The sequence below is a fragment of the Alysiella filiformis genome, from assembly GCF_014054525.1.
Taxonomy (GTDB): domain Bacteria; phylum Pseudomonadota; class Gammaproteobacteria; order Burkholderiales; family Neisseriaceae; genus Simonsiella; species Simonsiella filiformis.
The window spans coordinates 284,674-305,785 of sequence record NZ_CP059564.1 but is presented as its reverse complement, the minus strand read 5'-3'; the positions used below and the strand labels follow the sequence as shown (position 1 = coordinate 305,785).

The following is a 21,112-nucleotide window of genomic DNA, read 5'->3' as shown; positions in this document are numbered from 1 at the left end:
CCTTAAAAAAATGATTTTCAGGCTGCCTTTTTGGGTTTTTTGCCTTCGGCGACTTACTTTTTAAAAAAGTAAGCCAAATAAATAAAAGCCCAACGAGTTTGTTTTGAAAAAACATTTTCAGGCAGCCTGAAAGTGATTTTTTTCATACAACAAAGTCATTTGTAAAAATTTTCAGGCTGTCTGCATTTTAAATTTGAAACAGCAACAGAATGTGGGTTGATTATTTGGCTTACTTTTTTAAAAAGTAAGTCGCCGAAGGCAAAAAAATCCCAAAAAAGCGGTCTGAAATGCAAAAAACGTGCCATTTTAACACGTTATTCACATTTCGCCTTTTTGCAATTTGTCGCACAAAATGGCGCAGCATTGCGACACAATTTCGCGCGTTTGCACAAAATTGCCTGTGTACCATGGGTCGGGAACGTGGTCGTGTGGGCTGTTTTCAGGCAGCAAATCGGTGATTTTGAACAATTTGTGCGGATTTTTGCCAAAACGTTTTTGCATATCGCGCAAATTGTTGTCGTCCATAACCAACACATAATCATACACTTGCATACAATCGTCTGGCACTTGGCTGCTGACAAAATCGCGTGAATCAATGTTCATGCCGTCCAAAATATCGGCTGTGCCGCAGTGCATGGTTTCGCCATTGTGCCAACCCGATGTGCCTGCACTTTTGCAGGCTGCCTGAATGCCGCGTTGCGCCGCCATATCGCGGAACACATATTCTGCCATGGGCGAACGGCAAATGTTGCCCAAGCACACAAATAAAATGTTTTTCATCAATTTTTCTTTCTGATTTGAAAAAACAAAACGTTATTTTAGCGTGTTTCAATCTGATTGATGTGATTTTGCGTTACAATTCCATTTTTTGTGAATCCATTTTTTAAAGGAAAAACCATGTCTTTACAACAAATCATTGAAACCGCGTTTGAAGACCGCGCCAACATCACCCCCGCAACCGTAACGCCCGAAGTGAAAGAAGCCGTGTTGGAAACCCTGCGCCAACTGGATTCAGGCAGCCTGCGCGTTGCCGAGCGCGAAAGCGTGGGCAAATGGAAAGTGAACGAGTGGGCAAAAAAAGCCGTGTTGCTCTCATTCCGCATTCAAGACAACGTGATTTTGGGCGATGGCGTGAACCAATTTTTTGACAAAGTACCAACCAAATTCGCCACTTGGACACAAGCCGATTTTCAGGCAGCAGGTTTCCGTGCCGTACCAGGTGCGGTGGCACGCCGTGGCAGTTTCGTGGGCAAAAACGTGGTGCTGATGCCATCGTATGTGAACATCGGCGCGTATGTGGACGAAGGCGCAATGGTGGACACTTGGGCAACAGTTGGTTCTTGCGCCCAAATCGGCAAAAACGTGCATTTGAGCGGTGGCGTGGGCATTGGTGGCGTGTTGGAACCCTTGCAAGCCAGCCCCACCATCATTGAAGACAACTGTTTCATCGGTGCGCGTTCCGAAATTGTAGAAGGGGTGATTGTGGAAGAAGGCAGCGTGATTTCCATGGGCGTGTACATCGGACAATCCACCAAAATCTACGACCGCGAAACAGGCGAAATCCATTATGGTCGCGTGCCAGCAGGTTCGGTGGTGGTTTCAGGCAGCCTGCCTAGCCAAGACGGTAGCCACAGCCTGTATTGTGCCGTGATTGTGAAAAAAGTGGACGCGCAAACCCGCGCCAAAACCAGCGTAAACGAATTATTGCGCGGTGTGTAAAATTAAATTTCTTATCAAAACAAAATCTTAAAAAAATAACCAGATTGGGTATTTGACAGATTTTTTATTTCGCGTATAATTCGCTAAATCAATTCCCTGATAGCTCAGTCGGTAGAGCGACGGACTGTTAATCCGCAGGTCGCTGGTTCGAGCCCAGCTCGGGGAGCCAAATTTAAACCGCCTAAACAATCGTTTAGGCGGTTTTCTTTTGCCCATTTGGAATCGTGTTCAGGGTTGTTCCATGTGTCCAAAATATCCGCGTATTGTGCCAATGAACAATTTTTGATTTGCACTTTTTGAGATTGGGGATTTGCGACCGCCCACCCCAAAAGTGGGCGGTGCAAAATACAAGACTTTTTTGTTTAAATTCACATGATTTCATCGCGGAGCATGGCTCAACGCAGCCTGAAAGCAATATTTTCACATTAATTGAATGAATTGCCGCCACCGCGCCAAATCACTTTGCCTAAAATTTCATCGCCCACATTTTCAAAGACATCAGAATAACGTGTTTTATCTAAATTATCGCTCCGATAAAGCCAGCGTTGTGAATCCAAAATCAATCGTCTGATGATGATGGTGCCACTTGTGCGTTTGATGACAAAAATGCCGTTTTCTGTTTTGTTGGTTTCCAAGCGATTAAAAATGACATCATCAAAAATGGTAATGGTTGGCGACATGCTCTCATCGTTTGCTTTGATGAAATCCAAATAATCACAATCCCAATATTTTGATAAACAAAAGGTTTTCTTTAAGCCCATGTCGCTGTTTGTGTGGGTGATGAAGTCTGAATGGCTTGGGTGGGGAGATTGGGTTAATGTGTGCGGTGGATTTTTGCCGTACAACAGCCATTCGGGACTCACGCCAAGAGCCAAAGCCAAATCCACAATTTTTCCAGAGCCTTGGCTCAATCCCAGTTCAATTTGTGCAATGGTGCCTTGGCTGACTTTGGCGCGTTTGGCTAATGCCGATTGGCTTAATGCCAATTCTGTTCTGCGTTCTTTTACCCTTTCTGCAAAACTTGTACCCATGATGATTTATCCTAATTGTGATAAATTGGGAAGTCTAAATGTTTGTTCAATTATTTTTTTATTTAACAGTTATTAGTTTTCTTATTTTAGAAGGGCGATTTTGTTTTTGGGTGTATGCTCAAAATGGTGTTGCTGAAAAATTCAGGCTGCCTGAAAACAACCACATGGGTCTTTCAGGCAGCCTGAATTGGGGAATAAGATGAATTGCACCACCCGCCATTTATCTCATTAAATCAAACGATTGCTTGAAGGCTTGGCGTGATGCAAACGGTAAATTGCCGACACCGCGTCCACCAAACCCGAATCTTCGCCTTTGTTGAGCAAACGAGTGGGGGCGTGGAGCAGCTTGTTGGTTAATTGCACCGACAGGCGTTCCAACACCTCTTCGGGGCTGGCACCGCGAGCGAGTTGTTTCATTGCATTTTCAAGCACTTGTTGGCGAGCGCGTTCGCCTTCGTTACGCAAAGCGCAAATCAAAGGCACACGTTGGCGACTTTGTTGCCAGCCAATGAATTCTGCCACTTTTTGCCCCACCATGTGTTCGGCGGCGGCGGCGGCTTCGCGGCGTGAGGCTTTGCCGTTTTGCACGATGGCGGCGATGTCGTCCACCGTGTGCAAATGCACGCCTGAAATTTGTGCCACTTGGGGGGCGATGTCGCGTGGAACCGCCAAATCCAGCATAAACATGGCTTGATTTTGGCGTTGGTTCATGGCATTTTGCACCATTTGCGCATCAATAATGGGCAGATTTGATGCGGTAGAGGCAATCACAATATCATAATCTGCCAAAATATCAGGCAAATCTTGGAGCAAACGCACATCTTGGGCAAGTTGCAAGCGTTGGCACAGATTTTCGGCGCGTGGCAAACTGCGATTGGCGATGGTAATGCGTTGTGGATTTTTGGCGGCAAAATAAGTTGCCACCAATTCAATCATTTCGCCTGCGCCCACAAACAGCACGTTTTTCGCGCTCAAATCGCCAAATTGTTGCTCTGCCATTTTCACGGCAGCCGATGCCATAGACACGGTGCTGTCGCCCACGCTGGTGTGGCTGCGTACTTCTTTGGCGGTGGCAAATGTTTTTTGAAACAAACCGTTGAGCCATGTGCCCAAGCAGTCTTCTTGTTCGGCAACGCGCAAAGCGTCTTTCATTTGACCCAAAATTTGTGGTTCGCCCAGCACCATGCTGTCCAAGCCACAAGCCACGCGAAAGGCATGGCGAATGGTTTCGCTGCAACCGTGTACATACAAATAGGGGCGAATTTCGGCTGCCTGAAAACCGTGGTAATTTGCCCACCAATCAATGATTTGTTCGGCATCGCCCACGCAATACAATTCGGTGCGATTGCAAGTGGACAAAATCAGGGCTTCGGCGGCGGCGGTGTCCGCCAAATTGCGGACAGCGTGGGGCAAATTTTCGGCAGAAAAAGCCAGTTGCTCGCGTATGGCAACGGGCGCGGTTTGGTGGTTTAAACCAATGGTGGTCAGTCGCATGGTGGTTTTGTGTTTATTGTGATGATGGGCAATTATAGCAAAATTTTTGCCGAGTAAACATTTAGTGCTTGATTATGCTGGATAAAATGGAAATGGTTCTCATTTAGTCTGATTTCAGGCTGCCTGAACCCCAATCTGCCACGATTTGTAAAATCTCATCGCCCAATTTATCGATTTTGGCGGCACCCAAGCCATAAATTTGGCTTAAATCGGCATGGTTTTCAGGCAGCGTTTGCACGATGTCGCGCAGGGTTTTGTCGCCAAAAATCACATAAGCGGGCACATCGTCTGCTTTTGCCCTTTGCAAACGCCATTGTTTCAAAGCCTGATACAAACGCTCTTCGCGTTCGGTACGCAGCCAAGTGTCGGTTTTGGCGACTTTGGTGGCGGCTTTTTCGCGTTTGAGTGGGCGCAGCAGCACTTTTTCTTCGCCGCGTAAAATGGGTTTGGCGGCTGGGGTTAAAATCAGGGCTTGATGATTGTGTATGTCATTGTTTAATAATCCCAATCCGATACATTGTCGCACCACATTGCGCCAATCTTTGTCGCTCAAATTGGCACCTATGCCAAAGGTGGACAAGGTGTGATGCCCCATTCGTTCAATCCAATCGTTTGATTTGCCACGCAAAACATCAATCACATAGCCTGCCGCAAATTGCTGCCCCACGCGATAGACGCAACTCAATAATTTTTGGACAATTTGTGTGCCGTCAAATTTTTCAGGGGGGTGCAAACAATTATCGCAATTTCCGCAAGGTGCCGATTCTTCGCCAAAATGCCGCAACAAAAGTTGGCGGCGACAGGCAGCCGTTTCGCACACATCAAACATGGCATTGAGTTTTTGTAATTCAATTTGTTTTTGTAAATCAGATGCTTGGCTTTCCATAATGCGCTCTTTGAGCAACACCAGCACATTCATGCCATAGCACAGCCAACTGACCGCAGGCAGCCCATCTCGCCCAGCGCGTCCGCTTTCTTGATAGAAATGTTCAATGCTTTGCGGCATATCCAAATGGGCAACAAAGCGCACATCGGGTTTGTCTATGCCCATGCCAAAGGCAACGGTGGCGACCACAATGATGTTGTCTTCGTGGGTAAAACGATGTTGATTTTCTTGGCGAATTGCCAAAGGCAAGCCCGCGTGATAGGGCAGGGCATTCAAGCCGTGTTCACACAAAAAGGCGGCAACGTCTTCCACACTTTTGCGGCTCAAACAATAAACAATGCCGCTTTGTCCGTTCATTTGTTTTTTGATGAAATCCAGTAATTGCTTTTTGCCATTGTTTTTTTCTATGACTTGGTAATAAATATTGGGGCGGTCAAAGCTGGACACAAATTCGGGCGCGTTTTCCAGTTTGAGATAATGTTTCATGTCGGCACGGGTTTCGGCATCGGCGGTGGCGGTGAGGGCAATGCGCGGAATGTGCGGATAACGCTCGGCAAGTATGCCAAGTTGTTGATATTCTGGACGAAAATCATGACCCCATTGGCTGACGCAATGGGCTTCATCTATGGCAAACAGGCTGATTTGGGTGTTGTCCAAAAATTTTAAAAAGCGTTCGGAAACAAGGCGTTCGGGGGCAACGTAAAGCAATTTTAGGCTGCCTGAATGAATGTCGTCTGCCAATTGGCGCACGGTTTCGGGGGGCGTGCCACTGTGTACCGCCGCCGCGTGTACGCCTGCTGCGCGTAGGTTTGCCACTTGGTCGTCCATCAGCGCAATGAGTGGCGACACGACTATGGCGACCCCATTGCGTATTAGGGCAGGTATTTGATAACAAAGTGATTTTCCGCCACCTGTGGGCATGAGTACCAATGCGTTGTCGCCACGCAAAAGGGTTGCCACAATTTCGGCTTGTCTGCCGCGAAAATGGGGATAACCGAAAGTTTCTTGCAAGATGTGTTGGGCTGTTTGCGACATTTCAGGCTGCCTGAATTTTCAAAAATGGGGCATTTTAACATGATACAATCGCGTTTTTTTCGCCCACAGCACCCACAATATGACACGCATCAACCTTGTTCCCCCCAGCGAATTGTGCGACCAACATTTGCTCGCCGAACACTGTGAACTCACACGCATTCCCAATGCGGTTGCCCAAGGACGTTACCATTTGCGTGGGCAGCCTGCCGATTACAAATTGGGTGAAGGTCATGTGCGTTTTTTCTTTGATAAACTGTTGTTTTTACAAAAAAGGTATGCCGCGTTGCACCAAGAATGTTTGGCGCGTGGCTTTAATGTGCAAAACCGTTGGGCAGACAATTTGCCGCAAAATCCCGATTTGTGGCGCGATTATCAGCCCACCGAAACGGCATTGGCAGCCAATCGTGCGCGGATTGCCGAGCGCATGCCTGCCAAAGCGCGGTTTACGCCACATCGCGTTAAATAGAAGAGGTGCGATTTTGTTTTTCAGGCTGAAACCTTTGCAAAACTCGGTTTGTAGGGGCAGATTTCATATCTGCCCCGTTTAGGTTCGCAGAAATTTTCATTCTTATCAATAAATTGAAAAAAGGGCGGATATGAAATCCGCCCCTACGTCAGTTTAAAAGTAGGTTTTGCAAAGGTTTCAGGCTGCCTGAAATGTTTTTTATCAGCACAAAATCGTTGAGCATTCATTGATTTGGCTTACTTTTTTAAAAAGTAAGTCGCCGAAGGCAAAATTCATTGTTTGTGGGGTAGCGAAAGGCAGCCTGAAAAAGCGTTTTACCCAATGTTTATGCTTTGTAAAACTGACTTAAATTTCTTTAATTTTGACAAGAGCGGATTGGGTTTTTTCTCTTATTTATCAAAGTATTCAATTTAAAAAGACCGATTTTGTGCCATTGTGCGCGTGGGTTGGACAGGCTGGTTTGGGGCGTGGTGGCATTCAAATTGCTTTATCCAATCAATCTGACACAAAATGATTATTTTTTTAAATAGGACTTCTCAAAATGGCAAACTACACCTTACGCATTACCCAAAATGGTCAAAGCAAATCAGGACAATTAACCGACAACGGTCGCGCTCAATTACAAGCCGAACGCAATACCGAATACCAAATTTACGATGAACAAGGTCAGTTAATCACCCACCCCGTTGTGGAACGTTCGGGCGACAACTTGCTGGTTTACGCCAACAAAGAAAAAGACGGCGAACCCGAATTGATTTTGATTGATTACTACGACAAAAATCCCGTACAAAACATGGATTACGTTGCCGATGCAGGCAACACCTTGATGACCAGCGATAAAGCCATTGCGGCAGTACCCTTGTTTGCCTCGGAAGTGGCGGCGGCGGTGGGCAGCGCATTGGTGGCAGGCGTAACCGCCGTGGCTTTGTGGAATCGCGATAAAGACGGCAGCAGCCCCAGCAAAAACACCGAATCCAACACACCCGAAAAAACGGCAGAATCCAGTACCGCCACTTTGAGCGTGAGCATTGATAAAATTGATGATATTCAATTATCTGACGTTAAGCAAACCTACACGCTTTCAGGCAGTATTGCGGGTTTGCAGCAAGGCGATAAAGCCGATGTTTGGGTATCGGTAAACAATAAAACGCCACAAAAAGCCACCGTGGTGGGCAACACTTGGACGTTGGCAGTAAACGGCACCGATTTGGCAAATGAAAAAGGTACATTCAATGTGGCAGCCAGCGTGTTGGCAATCAATCCCGAAACAGGCGCAACCACGCATGGCAAGGAAGCTGCCGTTAATCGCTATAATGTGTTGGATAACAGCCAGCCTGTTGATACCCAACCCACGGAAACCAAACCTGCGGAAACCAAGCCAGCAGATACCAAACCTGCGGACACAAAACCAGCAGATACCAAACCTGCGGACACAAAACCAGCAGATACCAAACCTGCGGACACAAAACCAGCAGATACCAAACCTGCGGACACAAAACCAGCAGATACCAAACCTGCGGACACGAAACCAGCAGATACCAAACCTGCGGACACAAAACCAGCAGATACCAAACCTGCGGATACAAAACCAGCGGATACAAAACCAGCGGATACCAAGCCTGCGGACACAAAACCAGCAGATACCAAACCAGCAGACACAAAACCAGCAGATACCCAACCCACCACAAAATTGAATGACCCAAGCGTAACCATTATCAAAATTGACCCGATTAACCAAGAAAATCGCAACGAAAAATCGTTGATTACAGGTAAAGTCAATCCCAATAATGCCGATTTGGATAAGGTTGAAGTGTATCTGATGATTGGCAATACCAAAGTGCCTGCCACGGTATCGCCCGATAAGACCATCTGGTTTGCCGAAGTGGAAAATGGCACGCTGGTTCAAAATCAGGGCGAAAACAAAATCGTGGCGCACGTTGAAATTGCCAAAGGCGACCAAACCGCACAATCCGATAACACCAAAGGCAAAATCACGGCTTGGAACGACACCACCACCCCAAACCCCGACAGCAATGTGGACACTTATTTTGTGGATACGCGCATCAGCAAACCCACCATTACCATTGATAAAGCACCTTCCGCCATTGTGAAAGGGCAGGAAGAAGAAACATACACCGTTTCAGGCAGCCTGAAAAACATTGACAGCGATGTGGACGTGAACGACATTGCCGTTACCTTGCAAATCAATGGCAAACCAGTTAGCGAGCCAATTCAGATTAGCCCCAGCAAAGATGCTTGGTGGGTTAGCCTGCCTGTTGCCGAATTGACCAGCAAAGACGGCAACAACGAAATCATCGCAGGCGTGAGTGTGCAAGACCAAGTGCAAAACAGCAATGCCAGCGATGCCGCGCCAGCGCAATACATTGTGTTGAACGAACCCGATGTAACCGTTCGTCCGATTGCGCCCATCAACCAAGCCAATCAAAACGGCACCACCACCTTAACAGGCAAAGTTGATGTGAACAATGACAAGGTGGACAATGTGGTTGTGAAAGTGTCCATCAACCAAGGCGAACCCATTGTTGCCCAATTAAGCGATGACAAAAAATCGTGGATTTTGCCCAATGTACCCAATAAAGATTTGATTGGTGATTCAAACGCGCCCCACACCATTGTGGCAACAGTAGAAATCCAAAAAGGCACAGCCAAGGCGGAAAACAACAATATTTTGAGCAAAATCACCGACCCCGCAGAAAATACGGCAGAATTTGTGGTGGACACCCAAATCAGCAAACCCACCATTACCATTGATGATGTGAAAGACATCACACAAGGCAAAGAGCAAGACAGCTACACCATCACAGGCACATTGGGCAATATTGATGCCGATGTGAAACTGGAAAACATTGCCATTTCTTTGCAATTGAAAGGTACTGATGATATTAACAGTGGTACGGCAAATGTTGTTACCACGACACCCAATAGCCCTTTAAGCATTGATTTGGCAAAGAAAACTTGGTCATTCAAAGTGGATAAAGATTGGTTAAAAACCAATGTGTTGGGCGAAAAAACCTTAACTGCCAGCATTCAAGTTACCGACCAAGCAGGCAATACCGCCGTTAATCAGCAGCCCGATGCCAAAGCCACTGACACATTTAAGGTGCTGGCTGACCCCAGTGCGCCTGCTGCTTTGAATAAACCCAGCATTACCATTGAAGCCATTCCCCCATTCAATGCCGAAAGCAAAAAGAGTATCCTTACGCAGATTGTGGGTAAATTCAATGTGAACAATGAAAATGTGCTGCCCGATGAAGTGCAAATTACGCTTGAAGTGAATGGTCAAAAGGCATTTGCCGTGGACAAGGATTCCATCAATATCGCCAATGGCAGTTGGACTGCATTGATGGATATTGCTACCTTGACGAAACAGGAAGGTAATGTGCCAATTAAAGCCATTGTAACCATTAACAAAAATGGGCAAACCGTGTCTGCCGACAACACCGAAAGCCCCATTTCGGCAAACAATGTGAAAGAATTTGTGGTGGACACCCAAATCAGCACGCCTGAAATTGACATTAAGCCTTTGCCCAATATTGAAAAAGGCAAAGAGCAAGACCAATACACCGTTTCAGGCAGCCTGAAAAAAATTGACAGCGATGTGGACGTGAAAGACGTTACCGTTACCTTGCAAATCAATGGCAAAGACGTTGATGTGCCTGTAACCGTGTCTGCCGACAAAACTTCGTGGAGCGCAAATGTGAAAGGCAGCAATTTGGCTGCCAATGTGGGCGACCAACAAAGCGTGTCTGCCCATGTGAGCGTGAAAGACCACGCCAACAACATCGCCACCGCCACACCTGCCCAAGCCAACTACAATGTAACGGCTGCCAAACCTGTGCTGCCTGAAATCAAGATTGATGCGATTACGGAAGATGAAATTGCCCTGTTGAATCAATTTTTCGGTGCAAGCCAAAACAAGGAAATTACGGGTAAATTGGTCAATGTGCCTGCTGGTGCCGCACCTGTTGTTGAAGTAACGGTGGGTGGCAAGTCTTATAAAGCAACGGTTACTGGCGATACTTGGCGCGTTGAAGTCCCCAAATCCACTTTAACCGAGCGCAGCAAGCATGAAGTGGTGGCAAAATTGACGGTTAATGGCGCAAGCGATACCGATACGGCAGCGTTTTATGTGATTGACCCCGACATTACCATTAACAACAACCCAATTCACATTACCCAAAGCAATTTAAATGGCACCACCACTTTAACGGGTACTTATGATGTGAATGGCGCAGACAAAAAAGAGGTGTTGGTGCAAATTGGTAAAGGCACAACGGGTTCGGGCATGGAAACGGTGCTGAAATCGTTCAGCAGCCAAGATGCGGATAATCCTGTGATTTTGAATGACGACAACACTTGGACAATTACCGTTAAAAACAGCGATTTGGCATTTGAAGTGGGCGACAGTAAAACATTGGCGGTGGGTGCCAAAGTGGTGTTTACCGAAGGCACGCAAACTGGCGATAAATTCACCAGTTTTGGCTACCAATCCGATGTTGTCGCGCCCAAAACTTCGCCCTTTATCATCAGCAATTTGGTGGACGATGATGGCAGCCACAACCTTGGCTTAATCAGCAGCAGCATTGATGTTTCTGCCCACAATGGCAGCGTTTCAGGCAGCGATGGTGTGAAAGACACGTTTGTGTTCAGCAAAGTGTTGGACGGCAGCATTGCCCAAATCGCCCATTTCAACGCCCACGAAGACAAACTGCAACTGAGCAGCGAAGTGTTCAGCGCATTGAGCAACACCATGAGCGATTTTGCCGATTACGTTCAATACAATGCCGCCACTGGCGCGTTGAGCTATGACGCTGACGGCAAAGGCGATGGCGCAGCCACCCAATTTGCACAATTAAGCAAAGATTTGGATATTGACCAAAGCCACTTTATCATTGCTTAATTTTTGGCTTTGAAACATTCAGGCAGCCTGAAACGGGTTTTTCAGGCTGCCTGAATTTTTTGTTTATAATGCTTACCCTTTGTGCTTTTTTGCTTTTGCGCCATGATTTATCATCACATTGTTTTAAATACGATTTTGCCGCCATTGACGTATTCTTATCATCACGCTTTGCCGCTTGGTTGTCGTGTGGTGGTGAAATTGCGTGGCAAGGCGCAAATTGGCATTGTGTGGGCAAGTGGCATTTTGCCCGATATTGCACCTGAAAAAATCTTGCCCATTCAACAGGTTTTTGAAAATGAAGTGAGGCTGCCTGAAACATGGCGCGATTTGATTGCTTTTGCCGCGCGATATTATCACTACCCCATTGGGCAAACGGCGTTTACCGCGCTGCCCAGTTTACTCAAAGAAATCAAGGCTGTGGATTTGCCCACGCCACCTGTTTTTTACGCGCTCAACGATGTGGGCAAGCAGCAAAATCCCCCAGCCAAACACCATGCGAAAAAGTTTGCTTTGTGGCAAAGTTTGCTTTCAGGCAGCCACACTTTGGCGGAATTGAAAAAAATCCACCCCAAAGCTGCCGATTTTATCCATGAATATCAACAAAATGGCTGGCTGGACGCCAACACACACGCCCTGCCCAGCATTCCGCCTTCGCAGCACATTTTGAACGATGAGCAACAGGCGGCATCGCAAGCGGTTCAAGCTCATCTATTTGAATATCAAGCGTTTTTGTTGCACGGTATCACGGGGGGCGGCAAAACGGAAGTGTATTTTGACATCATGGCAAGCGTGTTGGCGCAGGGCAAACAGGTGCTGTTTTTGCTGCCTGAAATCAATCTGACCCCACAATTATTGCAGCGCATTGCCGCGCGTTTTCCCGATATGCCCACCGCCGTGTTGCACAGCCAAACCGCCAGCAGCCAACGGGGACGCGACTACCTACGCGCCATGTTGGGGCAGGCGAAGTTGATTATTGGGACGCGCTTGTCGGTGTTCACGCCGATTGCGGATTTGGGCTTGATTGTGGTGGACGAGGAACACGATTCTTCTTTTAAACAAGACAATGACTTGCGTTATCATGCGCGTGATTTGGCGGTGTGGCGGGCGCGTCAGGCAGGCTGCCCGATTGTGTTGGGCAGCGCAACGCCCAGCTTGGAAACGTGGCACAAAGCCCACGCAGGCATTTTTACCTTATTGACTTTGTCGCACCGTGCCAATGTTGCCGCGCGGCTGCCTGAAATTCAGATTTTGGACGTGCGCCGTTTGCGTTTGGACAATGGTTTGTCGCCACAAGTGTTGCAACTGTTGCAAAACAATGTGCAACAAGGCGGCTTGTCGCTGGTGTATTTAAACAGACGCGGTTTTGCCCCTGCCTTATTTTGTGGCGATTGTGGACACACTTTTGGTTGCCCCCATTGTTCTGCCAAAATGGTGTTGCACCAAAGGGCAGGACAGTTGCGTTGCCACCATTGCGATTTCAGGCAGCCCATTCCACAATCGTGCGCCGAATGCGGCAATCAAGATTTAACCGCCATTGGACAAGGCACCCAGCGCATTGAAACCACCTTACAACAATACCTGCCCCACGCCCAAATCGCCCGTGTGGACAGAGACAGCACCAGCCACAAAAACGATTGGGCAGAATTGTATGCGCGTATTGAACACCGCCAAATTGACATACTCATCGGCACACAAATGCTGGCAAAAGGGCATGATTTTGCCAATTTGAATTTGGTGGTGGTGTTGAATGCCGATGGTTCATTGTTCAGCAGCGATTTTCGTGCGCCCGAACGCCTGTTTGCCGAACTCATGCAAGTGTCGGGCAGGGCAGGTCGTGCCGAGAAAGCGGGCAAGGTGGTCATACAAACCCAGTTGCCCGAACACGCCGTGTTTCAAGCGATACGCCAACAGGATTTTGCCCAATTTGCCACGCCCGAATTGGCACAACGCCAACAATTTGCCTTGCCGCCTTTTGGTTTTCAGGCAGCCGTGCGCGCCGATGCAGCCAAAATGCAAGATGCGGTGGATTTTTTAAATGAAATTCGTGATGTGATTGCGCCCCTGATGCCTGAAAGCGTGTTTCAACTGGGTGCGATTCCCATGCTCATGGCACGGCTTGCCGAACGCGAACGCGCCCAAATTTTCATAGAAAGCACCGACCGCGTGGCATTGCATCGCGCATTAAGCCTGTGGCAGCAAAGCCTGTTTGCCCATGCCCAAGCCCACATTCGCTGGCACATTGATGTGGATTGCCAAGAAATGTGAAAAAGCTGCCTGAAAACCCATTCGCAAAGGTTTTCAGGCAGCTTTTTTGGGTTTTATCGGATTTCGTGTTTGCGAATCAAATAAATCGCCCAAATCGCAAACGCCGCCGTGGGCAGCACCGCCGACAAAAATGCAGGCACACCATATAATTGGCTGGTAAAACCAAACAATCGCCCTGTAAAGAAAAACAGCAGTCCCAAACAAATGCCGCCAAACAATTTCAAGCCCATATTGCTGTGTCGCCCTGAATTGGGGGTAAACGCCAATGCCACCAACGCCATCACCATGGTGGCAATGGGATACACCAGCTTGTTCCACCACGCCACATCATAAGCCTGTGTTTGTTGGCGATTTTCTTTCAGGTAGCCAATGTAGCGCGTTAGGGCGGTAAACGACATTTGTTCGGGTTTTACCAGCAACACGTCCAGCAGTTGATTGCCCACGGGGGTTGCCCATTCGCGTTGGGGTTCATGCACCGTTTGTACGCGATTTTCGCCCAACACACTGCTTTTCACATTGTGCAAAATCCATTTGCCATCAGATACTTGTGCTTTTTCGGCAAAGAGGGCTTCGGTCAGTTTGAATTGTTCGTTGTATTGCCAGATTTTCACGCCCACCAAAGTGTTGTCGGGCAGCATGGACGATACGTTTACCATGCTGTTGGCTTGTTTGACCCACACGCCAGTTTGGGTGGTGGCAATTTGCCCTGTTTTGGCGGTGGATTTGAGCGCGTCTGCTTGGCGACTGAATTGGGGTGCCAGCCATTCGCCCAGCAAAATGGTTGCCACGGCAAAAATCGCGCTGAATTTGCCAATCATGCCAATGATTTGTGTGGTGCTTAAACCACTGGTTTTAATCACCGCCAATTCGCTGTTGGCAGACAGTTGGCTCAACGCCACCAAGCCACCAATAAGGGTTGCCAAAGGCATAAGCTGATAGGCGCGTGCAGGCATTTGCATGAACATGTATTGTAGGGCAGTCCAAATGGTGTAGTTGCCTTCGCCGATGTTGCCCACTTCGCTCAAAAAATCAATAAAGCTGTACAACGCCAAAATGGACAACAATGCGTACAGCGACATCACGCTCAATCGCGTAATCAAATAACGGGTGATGAGTTTCATGTTTTTTTATGCTTTGAAATGGATTTTCAGGCAGCCTTTCAGTACACGACAAAAACTTTTGGGTTGCCTGAAATCTGTTCCCTCCCCCGTCTGGCGGGGGAGGGTTAGGGTGGGGGTGGCACGTTGCGTTTCTAACCCCCACCCCAGCCCTCCCCCTTGCATAGGGGGAGGGGGTTAGATGGGTGGCAACGTCCAAAATTGTCGTGTACTGAAAGGCAGCCTGAAAATCGTTTGGCTGCCTGAAAAACACGTTTTACCAAATTTTTTGCGTCCAGCTTTCCACTTGTGATTTGACTTCCGCGCCCAAGCTGCGGCTCAACAGGCGCGAAAAATCATCTTCACGCGGTGTGTAATCCACCAAATCGGGGGCTTTAACCACATCGCGTGCCACGCTGTACACATTGCCCAAATCGTCAATCAAGCCCACTTCTTTCGCTTCTGCGCCTGTGTAAACGCGACCGCTAAACACATCGGGGTGTTGATTGAATTTGAGTCGTTCGCCACGTCCTTGTTTCACGGCTTTGATGAATTCGGTGTGGATTTGGTTGAGCATATTTTGCCAAATGGCTTGTTGTTCAGGCGTTTCGCTGCTGAATGGGTCGCCCATGCCTTTGTTGCTGCCTGCGGTGCGTTGGCGGCGTTTGATGCCGATTTTTTCCATCAATGCGGTTGCGTCAAAGCTGCTGCCAATCACGCCTATGCTGCCAACAATGCTTGATGGGTCGGCATAAATTTTGTCTGCCGCCGCCGCAATGTAGTAGCAACCCGAGGCGCACAAATCTTGTGCCACAAGGTAAACGGGAATGTTGGTATGTTGCTTTTTCAAGCGCAAAATTTCTTGAAAGGCAATGTTGGACACCACAGGCGAACCCCCTGGGCTGTTTGCCAAAATCACGATGGCTTTGGCGTTTTTGTTGTTGTAGGCGGCTTCCATGCCATCGCGCAAAATTTGGACGTGGTCGGTGTATTTGTCGCCGCCAATTTCGCCGCTCAATTCAATTACGGCGGTGTGTTCGCCGCGCATTTGGGCAAGGCTGTTTTTGTTGCTGTCGCTGTTTCTGCCGCCGTGCATGATGCCTGCCATGAAACTCAAAAATACCAACAAATACACGCCGCGCCAAATGGCTTTCCAAATGCGGTTGCGTTTTTGTTCGCGGTAGGCTTCCATCAGCACATCGCGTAGGGTTTGGCGTTCCCAGTTTTCGTCTAGTGGCAAGCGTTGGGGGCGTTTGGATTCGGGGGATTCGGGATAATGGGACATGGATTTTTGCTCGTTAATCATTGGGTGGGGATTCAGGCTGCCTGAAATCCAAATAGCGCGTATTTTAAATGATTTTCGGGCAGTCTTTTAGTGTGCGACAAAAAATTTTTGGATTGGGATGGCGCAAATGAAATGCACTGGCGCAACTTGTTTGAGATGGTGTTATACAGTATCATTGTTTTCTTGATTTTTTTGTGAAAATGGGTTTTCAGGCAGCCTGAAAATCCCAACCCAACACCCATTTTATGAAACAACATTCTTTATTATTGAGCAGCTTAGCCCAAAGGCTGGCATTGGCTTTCACCCTGCTGGCAATGCTGTGGGGCGTGTATTTTTGGGCGGTGTCCGACAGCACCGTAAACGATGAACCCGTGGCAGAGCAGGTGGCACCATGAGCATTGTGCTGGAAAATGTAACCGTGAGCTACCAATCGCGCCCAGCCGTACATCATGTGGACATGACTTTCCCAAGTGCTTGTATGTACGCCATTTTTGGACCCAACGGTGCGGGCAAATCCACCATGCTCAAAGCGATTATGGGGCTGCTGCCGTGCAGCACAGGCGCGGTGCGTTGGCAAAATATGCAACGCCGCGACATCGCCTATTTGCCCCAACAATCCGATGTGGACAGGTCGCAGCCCATGAGTGTGTTTGAACTCACCGCAATGGGTTTGTGGTATGAAATTGGCTTTTTTGGTGGCGTGAACGCGGCACAACGCCAGCGCGTTCAGGCAGCCTTAAACCGTGTGGAAATGGGCGATTTTGCCCATCGTGCGATTAGCGAATTGTCCAATGGGCAATTTCAGCGCGTTTTGCTGGCGCGAATGCTGGTGCAAGATGCCAAATTTCTGCTTTTAGATGAACCCTTTAACGCCGTTGATGCCAAAACCACCTACGCCCTGTTGGAAGTGTTGCGCCAAGAAAACCGCAATGGCAAAGGCATTGTGGCGGTGTTGCACGATTATGAGCAGGTACGCGCTTATTTTCCGCATACCTTTTTGATTGCACGAGAAAAAGTGGCTTGCGGCAAAACCGAAGACGTGTTGTGCGATGAATTGTTGCTCAAAGCCAACGCGCTGGCTCATGCCGCAGAAGACGATGCGTGGTGTGAATAAGAACCTGTGTTCATCAACTCATGGTGTGAAACTTTTGCAAAACTCGGTTCGCAGGGGCAGATTTCACATCTGCCCTGTTTGGATTTGCAGCAATTTTTACGCCATGTAGGGTGCAACAAGTTGTACCCTATATCAGTTTAAAAGTCGGTTTTGCAAAGGTTTCAGGCTGCCCAGTTTATCCCTTGCTGCCCATGCGGCACACCAAAATGCCCACTTCATACAACAAAATCATCGGAATCGCCAACATCACTTGAGACAACACATCAGGTGGCGTAAAAATCGCCGCAATCACAAATGCCGCCACAATCACATAAGGTCGCGCAGCCTGTAAAGTCGCCAAGGGCATGACCCCCATGCGATTGAGCAACACCACCGCCACAGGCACTTCAAACGTCATGCCAAATGCCAAAAACAGCGTCAAAATAAACGACAAGTATTTGTCAATATCCGTTGCCATGCTCACCCCCAAAGGCGTGGCACTGGCAAAGAATTGAAACATCACAGGAAACACCAAAAAATAGCAAAACGCCATGCCCAGCACAAACAAACTCACGCTGGACACAATCAAAGGCGCAATCAGGCGTTTTTCATTTTGATACAAAGCAGGCGCAACAAACGCCCAAATTTGGTACAAAGTATGCGGCAATGCCAGCAAAAATGCCGCCATCAACGCCACTTTAATCGGCACAAAAAAGGGCGCAACCACATCGGTGGCAATCATGCTGGTGTTTTCAGGCAGCACCGACATCAACGGTTGCGCCACAAAAGCATAAAGTTGTTGGGCAAATGGCACGATTGCCACAAAACACAACACAATGCCCAGTAGCGTCCACACCAAACGGCGGCGCAATTCCAGCAAATGCTCCATCAAAGGTTGCGTATCTTGTTGAATTTCATTCATTTTCGCACCCTTAGTTTAACCGTTGGGCGATAACGCGGACGCAAATCACGTTTGCGCGACAAAGCACGTTTTTTCAGCGATTTAACCTGCCAAGCCGAAACATGGGGCAGGGGGTAGTGCGTTTGCGCCTGTTCATCAATGCCAAAATCGGCAGGCGTTTTCAATTCAGGCAGCCTGTCCCAAGCATTCACTTGCGATTGCACTTCATGCAAATCTTGGCGAATGCTTTGGGCTGTTTGCGTCATATCTTGTTGAATTTGAGACAATTCGCTGTAATCGGCGTGGGCAGCCAACTCGTTTTTCACATTGGCAGACATGCGCTGAATTTTGCCCACCCACTCGCCCGCAAATCGGGCAACTTTGGGCAAACGTTCAGGTCCCAGCACGATGAGTGCCACCACGCCCGCCAACATCATTTCGGAAAAACTGAAATCAAACATGATGTTAGGCTTGCTTGTCGTTGTCGCTGCGGTGTTCAATCACATTGTCGTCTTTTTGGGGGGATTCGGGCTGGTTGCCCTGATTGAGCCCCGCCTTAAAATCGTGAACCGCACCGCCCAAGTCCTTGCCAATATTGCGCAATTTTTTGGTGCCAAACACCAACACCACGATTGCCAGCACAATCAGCCAATGCCAAATTGATGTGAAACCCATAATTTTCTTTCCTTAATTCATGATTAAAATCAAACGGTTTTGCCCATAATGTGAATGTGCAAATGGAATACTTCCTGCCCACCGCCTTTGCCCGTATTGATTTGCGTTTTAAAGCCATTGCCCAATCCCGCATCAGCGGCGATTTGTGGCACTTTGAGCATCATTTTGCCCAACAGTGTTTCGTGTTCAGGCTGCGCGTGTGCCAGTGAATCAAAATGCACTTTGGGAATCAACAGCAAATGCACGGGCGCGGCAGGGTTGATGTCTTTGAAACACAACATATTTTCATCTTCATAAACCACTTTGGCAGGAATTTGCTGTTTGATGATTTTGCAAAAAATGCAATTTTCCATGATTTTTTCCTTTCAGGCAGCCTGAAAAGCTGCTTTTGCGTCAAAAAAACGATATTTTAATGCGATTTTGCCATGGTGTTGTCTATTTTTCGGCACGATTGGCTTTTTCAACCAAACCCGATAGCCCCTGCCGCCGCGCCAATTCTTGCAACACCTCTTCCACGCGCAAACCGTGGTGTGCCAGCAAAATCATGCTGTGAAACCACAAATCGGCGGTTTCGTAAATCAGGTGTTCGCCGCCGCCGTCTTTGCTTGCCATCAGCACTTCGCCTGCTTCTTCGATGACTTTTTTCAAGATTTTGTCTTCGCCTTTGTGCAAAAGTTGGGCGGTGTAGGACGTTTCGGGATTGGCGGATTTGCGTTCTTCCAGCACATTTTGAATTTGCGATAAAATTTCAGACATGATTGTTTTCCTTAATAAAAATGCTTTTCAGGCTGCCTGAACATTCATTCATGCACTTGACCATAAATTTCGCGTTCGTCTTTCAACACGGCATCGCGGATTTGCCAGTTGCCGTGTTCCCAAACGCGATAAAAACAGCTTTCGCGCCCCGTGTGGCAAGCCATGCCGCCCACTTGCTCAATTTGCATGATAATCGCATCGCCATCGCAATCCAAACGCAATTCGCGCACACGTTGCACATGACCCGATTCTTCGCCTTTTTGCCATTGGCGTTGGCGGCTGCGGCTGTAATAATGCGCCAAACCCGTTTGCGCGGTTTGTTGCAAGGCTTGCGCGTTCATATAGGCAACCATGAGTACGCGCCCCGTTTGCCAATCTTGGGCAATGGCGCACACCAAGCCGTTGGCGTCCCATTTTACCGCGTCAATCAGAGCATTCATTGTTTTTCCTTTTGTTTCATTATCTTGCCGTTTCAATCAAACACGCGCCCACTTGCTGCTGGCTGGGTGTCAGTGCCGAGGCAGCCTGAGCCGCCACCGTGCCATGACACGAAAACGCGCTCAAAGAATTTTTGGGCGAACCCTCAATGATTTTATCGCTGTAAACCAAATAGGCGAGTGCTTTGCGTTTGGGGTCGTAATAGCGCACAATTTGCAGGCTTTTGAAGGCAAAGCTGGCATTGCGTTTGAACACTTTGCGTGGTTTTGCCAGCGCGTTTTCATTAAATGCAATTTGGGGCGCGGTTTGCACGCACGATACAGACGCATCGCTGGCATCTTCTTCTAAATTAACGGTTTCTTTCAAGCCGCCTTTTTTGGCATACGACAAAAAGCAGGATAAGCCTTGCACATCGGGGTCGTCAAAGGCTTCAATTTCAATGCGGTCGTTTTTGCCAAGCATATTGAATACGGTTGATGCTTCGCCGATTTTGTCGCTGTCTTTGCCACAAGCCGCCAAAGTGAATGCCAAAAGGGTAGGGATAAGCCATTGGTTTTTCAAGATGATTCCTTTAAATTGAAAGTTTCAGGCAGCCTGAATCACATCAAGCCACAAAACCGAAATCATAACGCAAAATATAGTCGTTTAAAATACAAATAGTACAGCGTTGCCAACGCCCTTATGTACCATCCGTACACGGCGGGCGTTGTCGCCTTGTTCTATTTTAATTTTAAACGACCATAAAATTATAGGGGAAAGGGATGCCCACATCATTGCGTTGCGGCTGTGATATGATGGGATTGCTTTTGCAGTCAATGTATTGATGGGGGAAAGAGCGGTTTGGATTGACAAAGCAGAAGTAGGTTGGGTTAAAAACCCAACACATTAACCATTGAAAATAAAGGAGATTGTGTTGGGTTTGTAATTTAACCTACTTGCTTTGCTCACCAAATCAGGTGGCATTTGCCAGCGCGATTTGGCTTGACGAACAAGGGTTTGGGCGATTTTTTTGCCGCGTAGAGTGGTTTCTACTTCGGGGAGTTCGGGCAT

General features: G+C 47.9%; 20 protein-coding genes, 1 tRNA gene and 1 pseudogene. 8 read left to right on the top strand and 14 right to left on the bottom strand.

The features are described from left to right. Window positions 1-318: 318 nt before the first annotated feature. Window positions 319-780 (bottom strand): low molecular weight protein-tyrosine-phosphatase, encoded by a 462-nt coding sequence (locus H3L97_RS01670; RefSeq protein WP_097114638.1) that lies wholly within the window; start codon window positions 778-780, stop codon window positions 319-321. 117 nt (window positions 781-897) lie between these two features. Between H3L97_RS01670 and dapD the strand changes: the two genes are divergently transcribed. Beyond that, window positions 898-1,719 carry a 2,3,4,5-tetrahydropyridine-2,6-dicarboxylate N-succinyltransferase gene (gene dapD, locus H3L97_RS01665; RefSeq protein ID WP_097114637.1) on the top strand — a complete coding sequence of 274 codons (822 nt, stop codon included), beginning with the start codon at window positions 898-900 and terminating at the stop codon, window positions 1,717-1,719. Window positions 1,720-1,812: 93 nt separating this feature from the next. Beyond that, window positions 1,813-1,888: transfer RNA gene (locus H3L97_RS01660), tRNA-Asn, on the top strand. 256 nt (window positions 1,889-2,144) lie between these two features. Here the strand turns inward: H3L97_RS01660 and H3L97_RS01655 are convergent. Beyond that, window positions 2,145-2,750, bottom strand: coding sequence for a helix-turn-helix domain-containing protein (locus H3L97_RS01655; protein ID WP_097114636.1), 606 nt, complete (start codon window positions 2,748-2,750; stop codon window positions 2,145-2,147). 38 nt (window positions 2,751-2,788) lie between these two features. Between H3L97_RS01655 and H3L97_RS01650 the strand changes: the two genes are divergently transcribed. Then, a complete protein-coding gene (locus H3L97_RS01650) occupies window positions 2,789-2,953 on the top strand; it encodes a hypothetical protein (RefSeq protein WP_179655857.1) in 165 nt (54 codons plus the stop codon). A gap of 25 nt (window positions 2,954-2,978) precedes the next feature. Here H3L97_RS01650 and hemA read toward each other — a convergent pair whose 3' ends face one another. Further along, the gene (gene hemA, locus H3L97_RS01645) at window positions 2,979-4,244 is read right to left on the bottom strand and encodes a glutamyl-tRNA reductase (protein ID WP_097114635.1); all 1,266 of its coding nucleotides are present in this window, start codon (window positions 4,242-4,244) and stop codon (window positions 2,979-2,981) included. Between the two features lie 103 nt (window positions 4,245-4,347). After that, window positions 4,348-6,165 carry a DNA helicase RecQ gene (gene recQ, locus H3L97_RS01640; RefSeq protein ID WP_097114634.1) on the bottom strand — a complete coding sequence of 606 codons (1,818 nt, stop codon included), beginning with the start codon at window positions 6,163-6,165 and terminating at the stop codon, window positions 4,348-4,350. 79 nt (window positions 6,166-6,244) lie between these two features. Here recQ and H3L97_RS01635 point away from each other — a divergent pair, with 79 nt between their 5' ends. The 3 genes from H3L97_RS01635 (at window position 6,245) to H3L97_RS01625 (ending at window position 13,817) form a co-directional block, all read left to right on the top strand. Further along, on the top strand, window positions 6,245-6,631 hold the full coding sequence (locus tag H3L97_RS01635; RefSeq protein ID WP_097114633.1) for a pyrimidine dimer DNA glycosylase/endonuclease V: 387 nt from the start codon (window positions 6,245-6,247) through the stop codon (window positions 6,629-6,631). Between the two features lie 541 nt (window positions 6,632-7,172). Beyond that, the gene (locus tag H3L97_RS11885; protein ID WP_244958351.1) at window positions 7,173-11,552 is read left to right on the top strand and encodes a hypothetical protein; all 4,380 of its coding nucleotides are present in this window, start codon (window positions 7,173-7,175) and stop codon (window positions 11,550-11,552) included. Between the two features lie 102 nt (window positions 11,553-11,654). After that, on the top strand, window positions 11,655-13,817 hold the full coding sequence (locus tag H3L97_RS01625; RefSeq protein WP_097114632.1) for a primosomal protein N': 2,163 nt from the start codon (window positions 11,655-11,657) through the stop codon (window positions 13,815-13,817). A gap of 53 nt (window positions 13,818-13,870) precedes the next feature. On the opposite strand, the gene lptG is transcribed toward H3L97_RS01625, so the two are convergent. After that, a complete protein-coding gene (lptG, locus tag H3L97_RS01620; protein ID WP_097114631.1) occupies window positions 13,871-14,938 on the bottom strand; it encodes an LPS export ABC transporter permease LptG in 1,068 nt (355 codons plus the stop codon). A gap of 253 nt (window positions 14,939-15,191) precedes the next feature. Next, complete coding sequence (locus H3L97_RS01615; protein WP_097114648.1) at window positions 15,192-16,199, bottom strand: S49 family peptidase; 1,008 nt, start codon at window positions 16,197-16,199, stop codon at window positions 15,192-15,194. Between the two features lie 245 nt (window positions 16,200-16,444). Between H3L97_RS01615 and H3L97_RS01610 the strand changes: the two genes are divergently transcribed. Both H3L97_RS01610 and H3L97_RS01605 read left to right on the top strand, forming a co-directional pair. Continuing rightward, on the top strand, window positions 16,445-16,594 hold the full coding sequence (locus H3L97_RS01610; protein WP_179655856.1) for a hypothetical protein: 150 nt from the start codon (window positions 16,445-16,447) through the stop codon (window positions 16,592-16,594). Then, a complete protein-coding gene (locus tag H3L97_RS01605; protein WP_097114630.1) occupies window positions 16,591-17,313 on the top strand; it encodes a metal ABC transporter ATP-binding protein in 723 nt (240 codons plus the stop codon). The genes H3L97_RS01610 and H3L97_RS01605 overlap by 4 nt, the downstream gene beginning before the upstream one ends. 175 nt (window positions 17,314-17,488) lie before the next feature. Here H3L97_RS01605 and tatC read toward each other — a convergent pair whose 3' ends face one another. The 8 genes and pseudogenes from tatC to H3L97_RS01565 form a co-directional block, all read right to left on the bottom strand. Next, window positions 17,489-18,214, bottom strand: a complete 726-nt coding sequence (gene tatC / locus H3L97_RS01600; RefSeq protein WP_097114629.1) for a twin-arginine translocase subunit TatC — start codon at window positions 18,212-18,214, stop codon at window positions 17,489-17,491. Beyond that, on the bottom strand, window positions 18,211-18,654 hold the full coding sequence (gene tatB, locus H3L97_RS01595) for a Sec-independent protein translocase protein TatB (protein ID WP_097114628.1): 444 nt from the start codon (window positions 18,652-18,654) through the stop codon (window positions 18,211-18,213). Before tatB ends, tatC begins: the two co-directional genes overlap by 4 nt. Window positions 18,655-18,658: 4 nt before the next feature. Continuing rightward, window positions 18,659-18,868 (bottom strand): Sec-independent protein translocase subunit TatA, encoded by a 210-nt coding sequence (tatA, locus tag H3L97_RS01590; protein WP_097114627.1) that lies wholly within the window; start codon window positions 18,866-18,868, stop codon window positions 18,659-18,661. A 29-nt stretch (window positions 18,869-18,897) separates the two neighbouring features. Continuing rightward, window positions 18,898-19,221, bottom strand: a complete 324-nt coding sequence (locus H3L97_RS01585) for a histidine triad nucleotide-binding protein (protein WP_097114626.1) — start codon at window positions 19,219-19,221, stop codon at window positions 18,898-18,900. A gap of 82 nt (window positions 19,222-19,303) precedes the next feature. Next, complete coding sequence (locus H3L97_RS01580) at window positions 19,304-19,627, bottom strand: phosphoribosyl-ATP diphosphatase (RefSeq protein ID WP_097114625.1); 324 nt, start codon at window positions 19,625-19,627, stop codon at window positions 19,304-19,306. A gap of 41 nt (window positions 19,628-19,668) precedes the next feature. Further along, window positions 19,669-20,064 carry a phosphoribosyl-AMP cyclohydrolase gene (gene hisI / locus H3L97_RS01575; RefSeq protein ID WP_097114624.1) on the bottom strand — a complete coding sequence of 132 codons (396 nt, stop codon included), beginning with the start codon at window positions 20,062-20,064 and terminating at the stop codon, window positions 19,669-19,671. A 19-nt stretch (window positions 20,065-20,083) separates the two neighbouring features. After that, entirely contained in the window at window positions 20,084-20,623 is a 540-nt protein-coding gene (locus H3L97_RS01570) for a CreA family protein (protein WP_097114623.1), read from the bottom strand. A 387-nt stretch (window positions 20,624-21,010) separates the two neighbouring features. Further along, a pseudogene (locus H3L97_RS01565) lies at window positions 21,011-21,112 on the bottom strand (DNA-formamidopyrimidine glycosylase); the annotation flags it as partial.

Bases quoted from the DNA above. Each gene is read 5' to 3' on its own strand.
- H3L97_RS01670 (WP_097114638.1), bottom strand. From the start codon at position 780: ATGAAAAACATTTTATTTGTGTGCTTGGGCAACATTTGCCGTTCGCCC.
- dapD (WP_097114637.1), top strand. From the start codon at position 898: ATGTCTTTACAACAAATCATTGAAACCGCGTTTGAAGACCGCGCCAAC.
- H3L97_RS01655 (WP_097114636.1), bottom strand. From the start codon at position 2,750: ATGGGTACAAGTTTTGCAGAAAGGGTAAAAGAACGCAGAACAGAATTG.
- H3L97_RS01650 (WP_179655857.1), top strand. From the start codon at position 2,789: ATGTTTGTTCAATTATTTTTTTATTTAACAGTTATTAGTTTTCTTATT.
- hemA (WP_097114635.1), bottom strand. From the start codon at position 4,244: ATGCGACTGACCACCATTGGTTTAAACCACCAAACCGCGCCCGTTGCC.
- recQ (WP_097114634.1), bottom strand. From the start codon at position 6,165: ATGTCGCAAACAGCCCAACACATCTTGCAAGAAACTTTCGGTTATCCC.
- H3L97_RS01635 (WP_097114633.1), top strand. From the start codon at position 6,245: ATGACACGCATCAACCTTGTTCCCCCCAGCGAATTGTGCGACCAACAT.
- H3L97_RS11885 (WP_244958351.1), top strand. From the start codon at position 7,173: ATGGCAAACTACACCTTACGCATTACCCAAAATGGTCAAAGCAAATCA.
- H3L97_RS01625 (WP_097114632.1), top strand. From the start codon at position 11,655: ATGATTTATCATCACATTGTTTTAAATACGATTTTGCCGCCATTGACG.
- lptG (WP_097114631.1), bottom strand. From the start codon at position 14,938: ATGAAACTCATCACCCGTTATTTGATTACGCGATTGAGCGTGATGTCG.
- H3L97_RS01615 (WP_097114648.1), bottom strand. From the start codon at position 16,199: ATGTCCCATTATCCCGAATCCCCCGAATCCAAACGCCCCCAACGCTTG.
- H3L97_RS01610 (WP_179655856.1), top strand. From the start codon at position 16,445: ATGAAACAACATTCTTTATTATTGAGCAGCTTAGCCCAAAGGCTGGCA.
- H3L97_RS01605 (WP_097114630.1), top strand. From the start codon at position 16,591: ATGAGCATTGTGCTGGAAAATGTAACCGTGAGCTACCAATCGCGCCCA.
- tatC (WP_097114629.1), bottom strand. From the start codon at position 18,214: ATGAATGAAATTCAACAAGATACGCAACCTTTGATGGAGCATTTGCTG.
- tatB (WP_097114628.1), bottom strand. From the start codon at position 18,654: ATGTTTGATTTCAGTTTTTCCGAAATGATGTTGGCGGGCGTGGTGGCA.
- tatA (WP_097114627.1), bottom strand. From the start codon at position 18,868: ATGGGTTTCACATCAATTTGGCATTGGCTGATTGTGCTGGCAATCGTG.
- H3L97_RS01585 (WP_097114626.1), bottom strand. From the start codon at position 19,221: ATGGAAAATTGCATTTTTTGCAAAATCATCAAACAGCAAATTCCTGCC.
- hisI (WP_097114624.1), bottom strand. From the start codon at position 20,064: ATGAATGCTCTGATTGACGCGGTAAAATGGGACGCCAACGGCTTGGTG.